The 13,844-nt window shown below is 74.4% G+C and carries 12 protein-coding genes; 4 read left to right on the top strand and 8 right to left on the bottom strand.

Annotation, left to right across the window (positions count from 1 at the left end):
• Positions 1 to 41: 41 nt before the first annotated feature.
• A complete protein-coding gene (locus J2S42_RS06035; RefSeq protein WP_307236045.1) occupies positions 42 to 2,810 on the bottom strand; it encodes an AAA family ATPase in 2,769 nt (922 codons plus the stop codon).
• Positions 2,811 to 2,915: 105 nt separating this feature from the next.
• Between J2S42_RS06035 and J2S42_RS06030 the strand changes: the two genes are divergently transcribed.
• Positions 2,916 to 4,067 carry a helix-turn-helix domain-containing protein gene (locus tag J2S42_RS06030; protein WP_307236042.1) on the top strand — a complete coding sequence of 384 codons (1,152 nt, stop codon included), beginning with the start codon at positions 2,916 to 2,918 and terminating at the stop codon, positions 4,065 to 4,067.
• Positions 4,068 to 4,171: 104 nt separating this feature from the next.
• Here the strand turns inward: J2S42_RS06030 and J2S42_RS06025 are convergent, their stop codons facing one another.
• The 3 genes from J2S42_RS06025 to rpmB all read right to left on the bottom strand — a co-directional run bounded on the left by J2S42_RS06025 (position 4,172) and on the right by rpmB (position 5,448).
• Positions 4,172 to 4,657 (bottom strand): hypothetical protein, encoded by a 486-nt coding sequence (locus tag J2S42_RS06025; RefSeq protein ID WP_307236040.1) that lies wholly within the window; start codon positions 4,655 to 4,657, stop codon positions 4,172 to 4,174.
• A 387-nt stretch (positions 4,658 to 5,044) separates the two neighbouring features.
• Positions 5,045 to 5,212 carry a 50S ribosomal protein L33 gene (rpmG, locus tag J2S42_RS06020; protein ID WP_307236038.1) on the bottom strand — a complete coding sequence of 56 codons (168 nt, stop codon included), beginning with the start codon at positions 5,210 to 5,212 and terminating at the stop codon, positions 5,045 to 5,047.
• Entirely contained in the window at positions 5,212 to 5,448 is a 237-nt protein-coding gene (gene rpmB, locus J2S42_RS06015) for a 50S ribosomal protein L28 (protein ID WP_307236036.1), read from the bottom strand. Before rpmB ends, rpmG begins: the two co-directional genes overlap by 1 nt.
• 76 nt (positions 5,449 to 5,524) lie before the next feature.
• Between rpmB and J2S42_RS06010 the strand changes: the two genes are divergently transcribed.
• Positions 5,525 to 6,673, top strand: a complete 1,149-nt coding sequence (locus J2S42_RS06010; RefSeq protein ID WP_307236034.1) for a CobW family GTP-binding protein — start codon at positions 5,525 to 5,527, stop codon at positions 6,671 to 6,673.
• Here J2S42_RS06010 and J2S42_RS06005 read toward each other — a convergent pair.
• The 3 genes from J2S42_RS06005 to J2S42_RS05995 are packed head-to-tail and all read right to left on the bottom strand — an operon-like array spanning position 6,591 to position 9,571.
• Positions 6,591 to 7,859, bottom strand: a complete 1,269-nt coding sequence (locus J2S42_RS06005) for an MFS transporter (protein ID WP_307236033.1) — start codon at positions 7,857 to 7,859, stop codon at positions 6,591 to 6,593. The genes J2S42_RS06010 and J2S42_RS06005 overlap by 83 nt on opposite strands.
• A gap of 48 nt (positions 7,860 to 7,907) precedes the next feature.
• The gene (locus J2S42_RS06000) at positions 7,908 to 8,495 is read right to left on the bottom strand and encodes a peptide chain release factor-like protein (protein WP_307236031.1); all 588 of its coding nucleotides are present in this window, start codon (positions 8,493 to 8,495) and stop codon (positions 7,908 to 7,910) included.
• On the bottom strand, positions 8,492 to 9,571 hold the full coding sequence (locus tag J2S42_RS05995) for an RNA ligase RtcB family protein (protein ID WP_307236029.1): 1,080 nt from the start codon (positions 9,569 to 9,571) through the stop codon (positions 8,492 to 8,494). Before J2S42_RS05995 ends, J2S42_RS06000 begins: the two co-directional genes overlap by 4 nt.
• Before the next feature lie 263 nt (positions 9,572 to 9,834).
• Here J2S42_RS05995 and J2S42_RS05990 point away from each other — a divergent pair, with 263 nt between their 5' ends.
• Positions 9,835 to 12,054 carry a putative bifunctional diguanylate cyclase/phosphodiesterase gene (locus tag J2S42_RS05990; protein WP_307236027.1) on the top strand — a complete coding sequence of 740 codons (2,220 nt, stop codon included), beginning with the start codon at positions 9,835 to 9,837 and terminating at the stop codon, positions 12,052 to 12,054.
• Here J2S42_RS05990 and J2S42_RS05985 read toward each other — a convergent pair.
• Positions 12,029 to 12,427 (bottom strand): ATP-binding protein, encoded by a 399-nt coding sequence (locus J2S42_RS05985; RefSeq protein WP_307236025.1) that lies wholly within the window; start codon positions 12,425 to 12,427, stop codon positions 12,029 to 12,031. The genes J2S42_RS05990 and J2S42_RS05985 overlap by 26 nt on opposite strands.
• A gap of 165 nt (positions 12,428 to 12,592) precedes the next feature.
• Here J2S42_RS05985 and J2S42_RS05980 point away from each other — a divergent pair, with 165 nt between their 5' ends.
• On the top strand, positions 12,593 to 13,831 hold the full coding sequence (locus J2S42_RS05980; protein ID WP_307236023.1) for a glycosyltransferase: 1,239 nt from the start codon (positions 12,593 to 12,595) through the stop codon (positions 13,829 to 13,831).
• The last annotated feature ends 13 nt before the right edge of the window (positions 13,832 to 13,844 follow it).

Raw genomic sequence — 13,844 nt, 5'->3', positions numbered from 1 at the left:
CCTGACCGGCCGCGCGGGCGCCGCCCGCGCGGCCTTTCCCGCTATGCGGTGCCGTCCAGCACCTCGGCGAGCTGGGCGCGGCGGGTGATGCCCAGCTTGGGGAAGATGCGGTAGAGGTGCGAGCCGACCGTGCGGTGCGACAGGAACAGGCGCTCCGCGATCTCGCGGTTCGTCAGGCCACGCGCGGCCAGCGCCGCGATCTGCAGCTCCTGCGGGGACAGCTGCTCGCGGGCCGCGGACACCCGCCGGCGGCTCTGCTCGCCGGTCGCGCGCAGCTGCTCGCGGGCCGCCTCGGACCACGGGCCGGCGCCGAGCGCGTCGAACGTGTCCCGGGCCGCGCGGAGCAGGTCCCGGGCGGGCTGGATGCGGTGCCGGCGGCGTGCCGCCCGGCCCAGGTGCAGCTGCACCCGCGCCCGGTAGAGCGGCCACCGGCCCAGCTCACCACCGTCCGGACCGGACCCGTCCGGGCCGGTGACGACGGCCGCGTACTCCGCGGCGACCAGCAGGATCGGCGCCCGTACCCGGCCGGCCAGCTCGTCCAGGCCGGCGATCAGTGCGCGGGCGTCGTCGAGCCGGCCCGCGGCCACGGCGGCGTCGAGCAGATCCGGCACCAGCCACCAGCGCATGTACCGGTGGTAGCTCGGGTCCACCGGGTCGAACGTGCCGGCCAGCGTCGCGTACGCCTGCTGCGCCTCACCCCGGAACAGGTGCACCAGCCCGCGCGCCTGCGCCACCGCGACCTGGATGTACCGCATCCCGCCGGCGAGCGGGCTGGCCGCGACCTCGTCCAGCAACGCGGTCGCGCGCGCCAGATCTCCGCGCATCGCGGCGATCGTGGCCAGGCTGGTCTGCGCCGCGACCGCGTAGAACGCCTCGCCGGTCTCCTGCGCCAGCGCGTGCGCCTCGGTCAGTTCCGCGTGCGCGGTGTCCCACCGGCCGAGCCACAGCCGGCCCCAGTTGCTGCCGCCGAGCAACCGGGGCAGGACACCGAGCCGGCCCTGGGCGCGCGCGTCCGCGACCGCGACGTCGGTCCAGTCGCAGCTGCGCGCGAAGTCGCCGAGGACCAGCGCGGCGCTGCCCAGGAACCGTCGCGCGTCCGGGCCGTCCGCGGTCGCGTGCCGCAGCCGCGCCAGCACCTCGGCGCCGCGTTCCTCCGGGACCGTGTAGGCCAGGACGGCCAGCGCCTGCGGGTCGTCCGGGTGCGGCGCGGCCACGTCGACCAGCGCGGCGATCGCGGCCCGCGCCTCCGCGGTCTCCGGCCCGGTCGCCTGGAAGAAGCACCGGGACGCGGCACGCCAGAGCAGCTGCATGCTCAGCTCCGGCCGGCCCGCCCGGTGCGCCGCGACCGCGATGCCGGTCAGCTCCCGCACCCGATGCAGCGCGTCCCGGTAGCGCCCGTAGCGCACCACCTCGGTCACGTTCGTCAGCCGGGCCGTCTCGACCGGCCCGAGCCCGGTCAGGTCCCCGCCGGCCAGCAGCTGTTCCACCTCGTGCCGGGCACCGACCTCGCTGGCCAGTTCCGCCGCCCGGAGCAACAGCGATCTGGCGGTACGCGGTGAGTCCGTCAGCTCACCGGCCCGGCGCAGCGCGGCGACCGCGGACATGGTCGCGCCCCGGCCCCGCGCCCGGTCGGCGTACCGGGCCAGGTCCGCGGCGAGCCCTTCGTCGGTGCCGATCGCGGCCGCGGCCAGGTGCCACAGGCGCCGGTCCGGGGCCGCGGTGAGCTGCCCGGCGAGCGCGCGATGCGCGTCCAGCCGGTCCGCGACCGGTGCGCGCTGGTAGACGGCCGAGCGCATCAGCGGATGCCGGAACCGCAGCGACGCGCCCGCGGTCTCGATCAGGCCGGCGTCGATCGCCTCCTGCGCGTCCCGCAGCCCGGTCTCCTCGCCGCACGTCTCGGACGCGGCAGCCAGCAGACGGCGCAGGTCGGCGGTGGTGTCCGCGGCCAGCACCAGCAGCAGCGCGGTGGCCCGGCGGCCGAGCCCGGCCGCGCGTGCGGCGAACGCGGCCTCCAGCCGGTGGTTCAGCGGCAGTGCGCCGGTCAGCGGCGCCGGCGGGTCGCCCGGCGAACCCACCGGGTCCGGCAACGGCAGCGGCGTCGGCAGCGCGGCCAGCGTCGCGGGCAGTTCGACCAGCGCGAGCGGGTTGCCCGCCGCCTCCGCGAGCAGGCGCTGGCGCAGCGGGTGCGGGAGCCGGGGTGCCCGCGAGTCGAGCAGCGCGGCCGCGTCCGCGCCGCCGAGCCGGCCGAGCTCGGTGTCCGGCAGGCCGGCCCGCCGCTGCGGGTCGTCCAGCGCCACGGTGCGCGTCGCGCCGACCGCCAGCACGGGCTCGGACGACACCCGGCGGGCCACGAAACCGAGCACGTCCAGGCTGGCCCGGTCCAGCCAGTGCAGGTCGTCGAGGAGCAGCGCGACCGGCTGGTCCGCGGCCACGTCGGTGACCAGTTCGAGCAGCGCGCGGGCGACCGCGTACACGTCCGGCTCGCCCTCCGCCAGCCCGAGCGCGGTCCGCAGCGCGTCCCGGTGTGCCGGCGGCAGATCGGCGATCCGGTCGGTGAGCGGATGGACGAGCTGGTGGACCGCCGCGTACGGCAGGCGCGACTCGCTCTCCGTGCCGGCCGCGCGCAGCACCCGCAGGCCGTGCCGCGCGGCCGCCTGCGCCAGCGCGTCGAGCAGCGCGGTCTTGCCGATCCCGGGCTCGCCGCGGATGACCAGCGCGCCGCCCCGGCCCGCGGCCGCCGCCGCAGCCAGCCGGTCCAGCCGGGCGATCTCGCCGGACCGTCCGAACAGGAGGGGGACGGTGGCCGGCACGGGCTCATTCTGCCATCGAAGTAAACGGTGCAGTCGTCGTACTCAAGCGTGGGCCGGTGCCGCGGCGGCAGTCTGGCCGAGCCCACCGACTCACCGAGGAGCGACGTGACCGTGCCGCCGTTCGCCACCCTGATCCGCGCCCACCGCCGTACCGCCGGCATGACGTTGCACGAGCTGGCGGCCGCGTCCGGCGTCAGCGTGCGCGCGATCGGCGACATGGAACGCGGCCGCAGCACCGCCCAGGCCCGTACGCTCGCCGCACTCGCCACCGCGCTGGGCCTCGGCGCGGCCGACCGGGCCGCGCTGACCACGGCCGCCGCGGCCGCCCGGTCCGCGCCGGTGGGCGCGTTCCCGCTGCCGCGCGACGTACCCGACTTCACCGGCCGGGCCACGCTGCTCGACCGGCTGATCACAGCGTGCGCCGGGGCGGCCCCGGTGATCGTGCACGGCCTGCCCGGCGCCGGGAAGACCGCGCTCGCCGTCCACGCCGCCACCCGTTTCCCCGGCGCCACCCACTTCCTCCGCTGCTACGGCACCACGCCGTCCGGTGCGGCGCGGGCCGGCCGCGCGGGAACCGGTGCCGCGGATCCGGCCGTGCCGCGGCGGCTGCCGGCGATCGGTGGTGCGACGTCCGGGCGCGGCCTCGTGGTGCTCGACGACGTCGCCGGCGAGCGGCAACTGGGTGCGCTGCTGTCGCTGACCGGTACGGCGGCCGTGCTGGTCACCAGCCGGGCACCGCTGCCCGGCGTCGACGGCGCGATACGGATCGAGGTGCCGCCGTTGCCGGCCGGCGAGTCGGTCGCGCTGCTGGCCACGATCACCGGCAGCCGGGCCGGTGCGGTCACGGCGGCCGTCGCCGAGCACTGCGGGCACCTGCCCCTGGCGTTGCGCATCGCCGGGAACCGCCTGGCCGGGCGGCCCGGCTGGACGATGACGGACCTCGCGGCGCGGCTGGCCGACGAGGACCGCCGCCTCGCGGTGCTGTCCGCCGGTGACCTGTCCGTCGAGGCCGCGCTCGCGCCGTCGTTCGCCCGGCTATCCGCGCCCACCCGCACGCTGATCCACCGCCTGGCGCACACACCGGCCCGCGACGTCGACACCGGGACGCTGATCGCGGTCACCGGCGCCGACGCCGCGTCGGCCCGGACCGCCCTCGGCGAACTCGCCGCGGCAGGCCTGCTCACCCCCACCGGCGTCGCAGGGCGCCACCATCTCCACACCCTGGTCCGCCTGTTCGCTCGCCACCCACCGCGGTGATCCGGGGGTACCGCGGTGATTCTGGGTACCGCGGTGGTCCGGGCGGCGGCGGTGACCCGGGTGGCCGCGGGGTCCGGGCGGCGAGATCAGGGGCGGCCGCGAGATCAGGGGCGGCCGTCGGCGCGCAGCCGGAGCGCGCTGATCACGGCGGTGCCCAGCTGTTCCGCGTTGTCGCGGGTCAGGGCGTGCCGGGTGATCGCGGCCTCGACCAGCGTCTCGTGGACCGACGCCTCCTCGGCCGGGTCCAGCGCACCGGCGCCGGGGCGCCGGTTGAGCAGTGTGGCGATCCGGCGGCGGCCGGGTTCGGCCAACGAGCCGGGCAGGGCGGCCGAGCCGGTGTTGACCGCGGTTGAGAGTGTCTGCAGCACGCCGATCAGGGCCGGTGATATCGAGTCGGCGGGCACGTCCGGCCCGGCCGGCGGGCGGGTCCGCCGCGCGGACAGCCCCCGGCCGCGCCGCAGCTCGCACGCCACGTCGTCGAAGGCGACGAGCTCCGACGGGTACGCGCAGGCGATCACCTCCCGGCCGAGGATCACCACCTCGTCGTGCTCGCCCCTCGTCCGTTGCCCACCACGTCGCCACAGCCCCACGTCTGCACTCTCCACCGTCGTCCCGCAGGTCCCTCGCCCGCCCAACGTCACCATCGGGACCCGGTGACGCCCGGTCGCCCGCGCAGGGTCGCCCGTCTGTCGCGGTCATTCCGCCTAACCACCGAGTTTCCCGGCACGGTCGCGGGGAATACATGTCTATGTCATGAAATTTCGGGCGCAACGCGCCCGGCGAGCGCGGGTTGTTCGCCGTGCGCAGAGCGCTGGGTGCGCTGCGCCTTCCGGGGGCGCGTCCGCCGCGCAGTGGGATGTCGTCGGTGCCGGGCCCGGGCGTCGTCCATATCGGGGGATGACGCCCGGGCAGTGGTCAGGAGAACTGCGCGTGGCCGGCGATCGGCGCGGCGTGGCCGGTGCGGCCGTGGTGGGTCGTCAGCGTTCCTCGCGGAAGTCGACGTGGCGGCGGACGAGTGGGTCGTATTTGCGCAGGACCAGGCGGTCCGGGTCGTTGCGGCGGTTCTTGCGGGTGACGTAGGTGTAGCCGGTGCCGGCGGTGCTGCGCAGCTTGATCACCGGGCGGACGTCGGTCTGGCGGGCCATCAGAGCCTCACCCCGGATGCCCGCAGGCGGGCCACGACGCGTTCGATGCCGTCGCGGTCGATGGTGCGGATCGCCTTGGTGGTGAGCGTGAGTGTGATCCAGCGGCGTTCGGACGGCAGCCAGTAGCGGTGCCGCTGGAGGTTGGGCTCCCAGCGGCGGCGGGTGCGCCGGTGGGAGTGGGAGACGGCGTTGCCGTAGCCGGGCTTCGCGCCGGTGACGTCGCATCGACGGGACAAGACGGGGGTCCACCTTCCTGGAGCGGGATCGTGCCCACACTATAATGACAATCGTTTCCAACAAGGAAGGAAGGTCATGTCCTCGTCTCCGGTGGCCCCGCGCTCCGTGCCGGCCCGGGCGTCCGACGCCCGTCCGTCACTCACCGTGCTCTCCGGCTTCTGGCCGGAAGCCGTCCGGGAGGTCGCCGGCACGCTGCTCGCCCGGGACCCGTCCCGGCTCGTCGTGCGGCACGAGATTCACGAAGATCACGTGCGGCGTACGGTGCGGTCCGCGGCCGGCCTGCTGGAGGACGTGCGCGTCGACTCGGTGCACGCCTGCGTGTCCTGCACGCTGCGCGACGACGTGCTGCCCACGGTGGCGCGGCTGGCCGAGACCCACCCGGGCCACGACCTGGTGGTGCACCTGCCGGAGCTGGCCGAGCCGGAGATGCTGGCGGACGCGTGGCCGGAGAGCGTGCGCGTCGACTCCTACGTGACCGTGGTGGACGGCGAGCACCTGCTGGACGCGCTCGGCACCGACGAGGACCTGGCCGCGCTCGGTCTGGCCGACGACGAGCGCACGCTCGCGGACCTGGTGGTGCGGCAGATCGAGTACGCGGACACGCTGGTCCTGCACGGCGACGCGGACGTGCAGGTCCGGGCGCTGCTGTACCGGCTCGCGCCGTGGGCGGCCCGGGAACTGCCGGCCGGGGTACGGACGTACCGGCACCGGCCGGAGACGCCCGCGGTGCTGGCCCGCGGCCTCGAGGGGTTCGCGCTCGGCGTGCACGAGCCCGCGCCGGAGTGGGACGTGGTCTCCGCGGTCTTCCGGGCCCGCCGCCCGTTCCACCCGGGCCGGCTGCACGACGCGCTCGACGAGATCAACGAGTCCGTGCTGCGCTCACGCGGCCACTTCTGGCTGGCCAGTCAGCCGGACACGGTGCTGGCGTGGGAGTTCGCCGGTGGCTCGCTCGGGCTCGGCTCGCTCGGCCGGTGGCTGGCCGCGGTGCCGGACGCCGACTGGGACCTCGTCTCGGACCAGCGCCGGCTGGCCGCCGCGATGGACTGGGACCCGTACTACGGCGACCGGCACCACTACCTGGTCTTCATCGGCCTGGAGCTGGACGCGGCCGCGCTGCACCGGCGGCTGACCGCATGCCTGCTCACGGACGCGGAACTGGCCGACGGGGAGGACGGCTGGCGGCGACTTCCGGATCCGCTGGCCGGAGCGTTCGGTACGCGATGACCAGCAGCAGCACGCTGAGCACGCCGAGCCCGGTCACGCCGAGCAGCGGCGTGGTGGTGCCCAGCGCGTCCGTGCTCGCGGCCAGCAGCGTGGGCGTGAGGAAGCCGGTGTACGCGACCGCGTAGAACACGCCGGTCAGCCCGGCCAGGTCGCGAGGCCCGGCGATGCGCTGCACCTCCATGATCGCGGAGACCATGCCGACGCCGATCCCGCAGCCCATCACCGTGGCCGTGACCAGGCCCGCGGCCCAGGACTGCAGGTGGTTCGCGGTCGCGGCCAGCGCCACGCCCGCGGTGATCAGCGTGATCGCGGCGATCAGGCCGCGCGTGCTGTCGAACCCGGTCCGGCGCTTCACCACGGGCTGGATCAGCGCGGACACGCCGAGCGCGAGCACGGTGAGCAGCGTGGCGTACGCGATGCCGACGCCGCCGGTGGTCTCCTCCAGCAGCACCGGCAGGTACCCGTAGGTGACGGACGGCGCGACGAACAGCCATGGTGCCGCGACCACCACCACACGCCGGAACCGGCGGTCACCGGCGGCCGGCACGCGCAGCGACGACCGGGGGCCGGGCGGCGCGGTCTCCGGCGCGCGCAGCACCAGCCAGGCGAACGGCAGCGTGAGCACCAGGTGGATGGCGAACGGCAGCTGCAACGGCCACGGGCCCCACTGCGCGAACAGCCCGGCGACCATCGCGCCGGTGGCGGAGCCGAGCGCGAACGACGTGGTCGCGCGCCGGGCACCGGCGCCGGTGTCGGCCCGCGGGTCGTAGACGCCCTGGGACAGCTCCTTCAGCCAGGACGTGCCGACGCAGGTGGCGGTGCCGACCGCGAGCCCGGCCAGGAACCGGCCCACGCAGATCATCAATGGGCCGGTCTCACCGAACGCGAGCGCGGTGCTGGCCGCGAGCGCGGCCAGCACGCCGCCGAACATGACCGGGCGGCGGCCGTGCCGGTCGGCGAGCGCGCCGCTGAGCAGGAACGCCGGGACCAGGCCGAGCACGTACACGCCGAGGAAGCCGTTGACCGCCACCACGCCGTAGTGCTCGCGCTGCTTGTAGAGCAGCAGCAGCGGACTGAACTGGTTACCGGCCCAGGTGGAGAAGAACATGACGGCGTAGACGGAGATCCACGGCCGATGCGTGCGTACCGAGGTCGTTGCCGGGGGAGCGGTGAGCGTCGCCGTCATGCGCTCGACGCTACGGCCTTGTATGCAACGATGCGTACAAGAAGTGGTTCAGCTCTCGGTACGGACCGGGTCGCCGCGGACCAGGTCGTCGTGCACCTCCCACCGCTGGGTCTTCAGCCGCTCGCCGGCCGCGACGTCACCGGCCCGGAGCCGGTCCCGCAGCCGGCGCAGCGCCAGCGCGCGGTTCAGCCCGAAGCCGCGCTCGGTGTCCACGACGACGACCAGACCGGTCGGCCGGTGCGTGGCGCGCACGGACGAGCTGACCTTGTTGCGGTGCTGGCCGCCGGGCCCACCGGTGCGGATCGGCACGATCTCCACGTCCGCCTCGTCGAAGGCGGTTTTTGGGACGCCGAGCGTGACCGGCGCGGCGATCACGTACCAGTTCTTGCGCCTCGTGGACCGGAACGGGGACGGCGCCTGCCAGCACAGCGTGCCGGTCCAGGTGGCCGCGAACGCCGCGTCGTCGATGGACAGCAGGATCGACCGGTACGTGCCCGGCCGGTCGCCGGGCACCTCCTCGACCCGGGTCACGGTCACACCGCGCCGCGTGGCCTCCGCCTCCAGCCGGCGCACCAGCCGGGGCAGCGCCCACGTGCACTCCACCGGGCCGCGCCCGGCCGAGATCAGCAGGTTCATCGGCGTGCCTTGTCCGCGGTCTTGTAGGTGACCACCGGGTGGGTGCTGACCACCGGCGTGGCCAGCTTGAACTCCACGAGGTCGTCGATCACCCGCTCGATCTTCTTGTACGCGGTCGGCGCCTCCTCGAACAACAGCTGCCGGTCGCCGCACACCACGTACGACCCGACCGGCGTGCGCCGCAGCTCCTCCACGGTGTGCTTCGCCTTGCCGCGGCGCAGCGCGTCCGCCCGGGACATCTTGCGGCCCGCGCCGTGCGCCACCGAGTAGTTCGCGTCCGCGCCCGCGTGCGCCGCCACCAGGAACGACGGCGTGCCGCGGGTTCCGGCGACCAGCACGTCCCGGCCGTCGCCGTTCGCCGCGCCCTTGCGGTGCAGGTAGGCGCCGTCCACGACGGTCACCGAGTTGTGGCACTCGTCCACGATCGGGTCCTCCGCGGCCGCGCCCAGCGCGTCCGCGACCCGTGCGGCCATCAGCCGCCGGTTCAGCGAGCCCCAGCGCACCGCCTCGTCGTGCGCGGACAGGTAGGCGCCGACGTCCGCGGCCGGGCCGGCGCCGTGCACCTCGGTGTGCGCGCGCAGGATCCGCTCGCCCAGGCCGCGCGAACCGCTGTGCACGATCAGCACCAGGTCGTTGCGGTCCAGGCCGAGCCGCGCCGCGTGCGCGTCGTCGTGCACCGCGTGCACCCGGGCCAGCTCCACGAAGTGGTTGCCGCGGCCGACCGTGCCGAGCTGCTCGGCGTACCCGGCGGGAATGTCGGTGTCGATCCCGGCCGGGTCGACCGGCCGGTCCAGGTCCGGGAACCGCGCGGCCAGCCGCTCCGCGACCGGGCGCTTGATCCGGATCGGGAACACCGCGATCCCGCACCCGATGTCCGAGCCCACCAGGAACGGGTAGAGCACGCGCGACGACATCGCCGCGCCGATCGGTGCCCCCTTGCCGGGATGCAGGTCCGGCATGGCGGCGACATGGATCATCCCGTCGAGCGCGGCCACCTGGTGGCACTGATCGAGCGCATCCGACTCGATCCAGCTCGACGGGGACGCAAAAACGGACACACTGGCGTGCTGAGACAAGGAGTTCCCACTTCACGAAGATCTGGAGACACGCGGACAGGCGGCCTCCCCCCGGGCGCTACGCCACGGGGGGCCGTCACAGAGAGGGTCCGTCAGTACGTCATGCCCACGATGATCACGAACACCGGCGTACGCCCGCAACCGGTTTTCCCGCTGGTGCGGCCTCGTCGCCGCGCGGGCACGCGGTAAATCCTTGAGCCGCTGACGGCCCGGCCGATGGGAACGCTGCCGACACGAATCGCGCCCATCTGGGAGGAACCGCCGTGAAACGTGCCGTCGCCGCCCCGATCGTGCTCACGGTCGTCGTCGCCGCCGGTCAGGTCGCCTCGTTCGTGCAGCCGGACGTCCGGGTACCGATCTTCGGCCTGTCCCTGCTGCTGCTCGACGCGCTCGGGATCGGCTACAGCCTGCGCGCGGCCCGGTACGGCGCCCGTCTCACCTGGGGCCTCGCGGCGTCCGCCCGCGCGCTGTCGCTGTCCATGTCGGTCTGCTTCGCGGTCGACAGCGTGCGGCCGTCGCTGGTCTGGTGGTGGGCCGGCGCGCTGTCCGGCCTGGCGATGTTCGCGATGCTCACCGCGACCGCGCTCGCCGCGTCCGCCCGGCGGCTGCGCGGCCGGCAGCGGATCGCGTTCGCGGCCGAGCTGCTCACCGTGTTCAGTTGCGCGTTCATCGTGGTCTGGCAGCTGGTACTGGCGCCTGCGTTCCTCACCCCGGCCAGCTACCGGTGGGTCTTCGACATCGGCTTCGGGCTCGGCAACCTGCTGCTCAGCGTGGTCATCGGCACGCTGCTGCTGCGCGGCGCCGGGCGCGGGCTGAGCGAGCCGATCACGCTGCTGCTCTGGGGCATGATGTCCTGGGCGGTCGCGGACATCGTCTTCTCGTCGATCCGGATCAACGGCGGCAACCCGTCCGAGTCGCCGGGCACGGTGCTGGCGCTCACCTCGGCCAGCCTGCTGATGACGGTCGCGGCGATGCGGACCGACTCGGCCACGCGCGGGGACGCGGGCGTGGCCTGGAGCGCGCCGCCGATCTGGTCGCTGCACCTGCCGTACATCGGGGTCGCGCTCGGCAGTGTGGTGCTGGTCGTGATCACGATCCAGGACCACGCGTTCGCCACCTGGGGCGGCCTGATCCTGGCGCAGAGCGCGATGACCATCGCGGTGATGCTGCGCCAGCTCGTGTCGCTGCGGGACAGCCGTGACGCCGGCAGCACCGACCCGCTCACCGGCCTGGCGAACCTGGCCGGGCTGCGCGCCGGGCTGCGCCGCGCGACCGGCCGGTTCGGCATCCTGCTGATCGATCTGGACGACTTCAAGCCGGTCAACGACCGGTACGGGCACGAGACCGGCAACCTGCTGCTCACCCACGTGGCGGACACGCTGCGCGGCACGGTCCGGTCCACCGACATCACGGCCCGGGTCGGCGGCGACGAGTTCGTCATCGTGCTGTTCGACCTGGACGGCGAGAAGCAGGCCTTCGACGTCGCGGAGCGCGTGCTGGCCGCGTTCGCCGCCACCCCGATCGAGGTGGGCGAGCACCGGATCTTCGCGCACGCCAGCATCGGCGTGGCCGTCTCCGCCGGCGACGAGGACCCGAAGGCCGTGCAGCACCGCGCGGACCTGGCGATGTACGAGGCGAAGCGCAACGACAAGCACGGCTGGCGCGCGTACGACCCGTCGATGACCGACCAGCGCACCCGGGAGAGCATCCTCGCCGACCTGCTGGAGCACGCGGTCGACGCCGGTCAGCTGAGCGTGCACTACCAGCCGATCGTGGATCTGGCCAGCGGCCGTACCGTCGGCGTCGAGGCGCTCGCCCGGTGGCAGCACCCGGACTACGGGTTCGTGCCGCCGAGCGAGTTCGTGCCGATCGCGGAGCGGTCCAGCCTGATCCACACGATCGGCATGCACGTGCTGACCGAGGCGGCCACGCAGGTCCGCGCGTGGCAGACCCGGCAGCACGCCGACCCGCTGCACCTGAGCGTCAACCTGTCGCCGCGGCAGCTGCTCAAGCCCGGCATCGTCGCCGACGTGGTGGCCGTACTGGAGCGGACCGGCCTGTCCCCGGCCCACCTCACACTGGAGATCACCGAGACCGCGATCGTGGACACCGAGCGCGCCGCGCCGATTCTGGCGGAGTTCCGCGCGCTCGGTATCCGGATCGCGATCGACGACTTCGGCACCGGTTACTCGTCGCTGCAGTACCTGCTGGGCCTGCCGATCGACGGTCTGAAGATCGACCGTGCGTTCGTCACCCAGCTGGACAGCACCACGCAGGGTGCCGCGGTGGCCGAGGCCGTGGTCCGGCTCGGCCAGATCCTCGGGCTGGACACGGTCGCGGAGGGCATCGAGTCGCCGGCCCAGGTCGCGGAGCTGCAACTGCTCGGCTGCACCAGCGGGCAGGGCTACCTGTTCAGCCGGCCCCGGCCGGCCGCGGAGATCGAGGAAGGCCTCAACCTCATCCCGCCGCAGACGGTTCGGTGATCGGGAAACTCGCCCAGACGTGCTTCGACATGTTGTCCGTGGTGTACCAGCCGACGTCCAGCGACAGTCGTTGCGCGATGTGCAGGCCGCGGCCGCCGGAGTCGAAGTCGTCCGCCTCGGTCGGCTCCGGCGGCGTCTCCGGGTCGTGATCGATCACGTCCAGGACGAACTGTTCCTCGGTACGCAGCAGACGCACCTCGGTCGGCGGTTGCCCGTGCCGGATCGCGTTGGTGGCCAGCTCACTGGCGACGAGCACCATCCGCTCGGGTACGTCCGCCAGCTCGTCCTCGTCCGTCCAGGGCGCGTCGGCGATGATCTCGCCCAGCCCGGCTCGGAGTCTGCGCAGCTCATCAGGGGTGTGAAGGGTCCACACCCGTACCTCTGTCGCATCCGGCGGCGGTAGCGACGTGCTCAAGTTCCCCACCGCCGTCTTCTACCCGGAACCGGCCGGGTCAACGCCGATCGGTTATCGATTTCTCGCACGCGTGCGCTCTGGTCGGAATGGTATTCCGATGACTGGAACGTTATTCTGACGAGCATGCGAGTTCTGTTCAGCTGCGTGCCTGCGATCGGGCACGCGTACCCGCTCCTGCCCCTGGCCCGTGCGTTCGCCCGCCGCGGCGACCACGTCGCGTTCCTGACCTCGGCCGGCATGGCCGGCGTGCTCGACGGCTTCCCGTTGCTGCCGGCCGGCCCGATGCCGGACGCGCTGTTCGCCGAGGCGGCCGCGCGCACGGGCCAGGACGCGGCGGCCGAGCCCACCCCGCAGAGCGTGTCCGCGTTCTTCGGCGAGGTGCGCCTGGACGCCTCGGCGGACGACGCGATCGAGGCCGCGCGGGACTGGTCGCCGGACCTGATCGTCGCGGAACTGACCGACACGGTCGGGCCGCTGGTCGCGGCCGTGCTCGGCACGCCGCTGGCCACGCTGTCGTTCGGTCCCGGCATCCCGGCCGAGTTCCGCGGCGCGATCGCGGCGAACATCGCGCCGTACTTCACCGCCCGCGGCGTCGAGGCGCCGGCCACGCTCCCGGCCGGGCGGTGGGTGCTCGATCTGTGCCCGGACATCCTGGGACCGGTCGGCATCCCGGACGGGATGACGCGGCTGCCGCTGCGGCCGGAGGCGCATCGCGGGGCGGACGGCGCGGTCACGCCCGCGTTCCCGCCGGCCGGGGGCGGGCGGCCGCGCGTGCTGGTCACGTTCGGTTCGCACTTCGGCGATCCGGAGATCGTGCGGGACCTGCTGAGCACGCTGCGGGACGGCGTGGACGCGGACTTCGTCGGCACCGCGCTGCCCGGCGCGGACCCGGCCCTCACGGATTCCGCCGTCGCGGATCCGGCCCCGGCCGGTCCGGGTGGCGAGCCCGCTCCCGCCGTTTCCGGCGGTGACGTGGCCGGCGCCGGAAACGGCGGTGGTCCGGCTGCCGGCGGGGTTCGTCTGGTGCCGTTCCAGCCGATGGCGAACCTGCTGGCCGGGGACATCGCCGCCGTGGTCACCCACGGCGGCGCAGGCACGGTCCTCGGCGCGCTGTCGCTCGGCCTGCCGCTGGTGATCGTCCCGCAGGGCGCCGACCAGTTCGTCCAGGCCGCCGCCGTCTCCGCCGCCGGCTGCGGCGTGGCCACGGCCCCCGGCCGCCCCGACCCGGAACAGTTGCGCGCGGCCGTCCGCACCGTGCTCACCGACCCGTCGATCGCCGCCGCGGCCGCCGACGTGCGCAAGCAGATCGACGCCATGCCGGCGCCGGGCGAGGTTGCGGCCACGCTCGCCGCCGCGCTCTAGGATCGGGGCTCCA

Origin of the sequence: Catenuloplanes indicus (genome assembly GCF_030813715.1) — a bacterium.
GTDB lineage: Bacteria > Actinomycetota > Actinomycetes > Mycobacteriales > Micromonosporaceae > Catenuloplanes > Catenuloplanes indicus.
The sequence above is the reverse complement of the archived record's forward strand: the minus strand, read 5'-3'. Positions and strand labels throughout refer to the sequence as shown.

Coding starts and splice junctions, on each gene's coding strand:
- rpmG (WP_307236038.1), bottom strand. CDS start 5,212: ATGGCCCGCCAGACCGACGTCCGCCCGGTGATCAAGCTGCGCAGCACC.
- J2S42_RS06010 (WP_307236034.1), top strand. CDS start 5,525: ATGTCCTCGTCTCCGGTGGCCCCGCGCTCCGTGCCGGCCCGGGCGTCC.
- J2S42_RS06005 (WP_307236033.1), bottom strand. CDS start 7,859: ATGACGGCGACGCTCACCGCTCCCCCGGCAACGACCTCGGTACGCACG.
- J2S42_RS06000 (WP_307236031.1), bottom strand. CDS start 8,495: ATGAACCTGCTGATCTCGGCCGGGCGCGGCCCGGTGGAGTGCACGTGG.
- J2S42_RS05980 (WP_307236023.1), top strand. CDS start 12,593: ATGCGAGTTCTGTTCAGCTGCGTGCCTGCGATCGGGCACGCGTACCCG.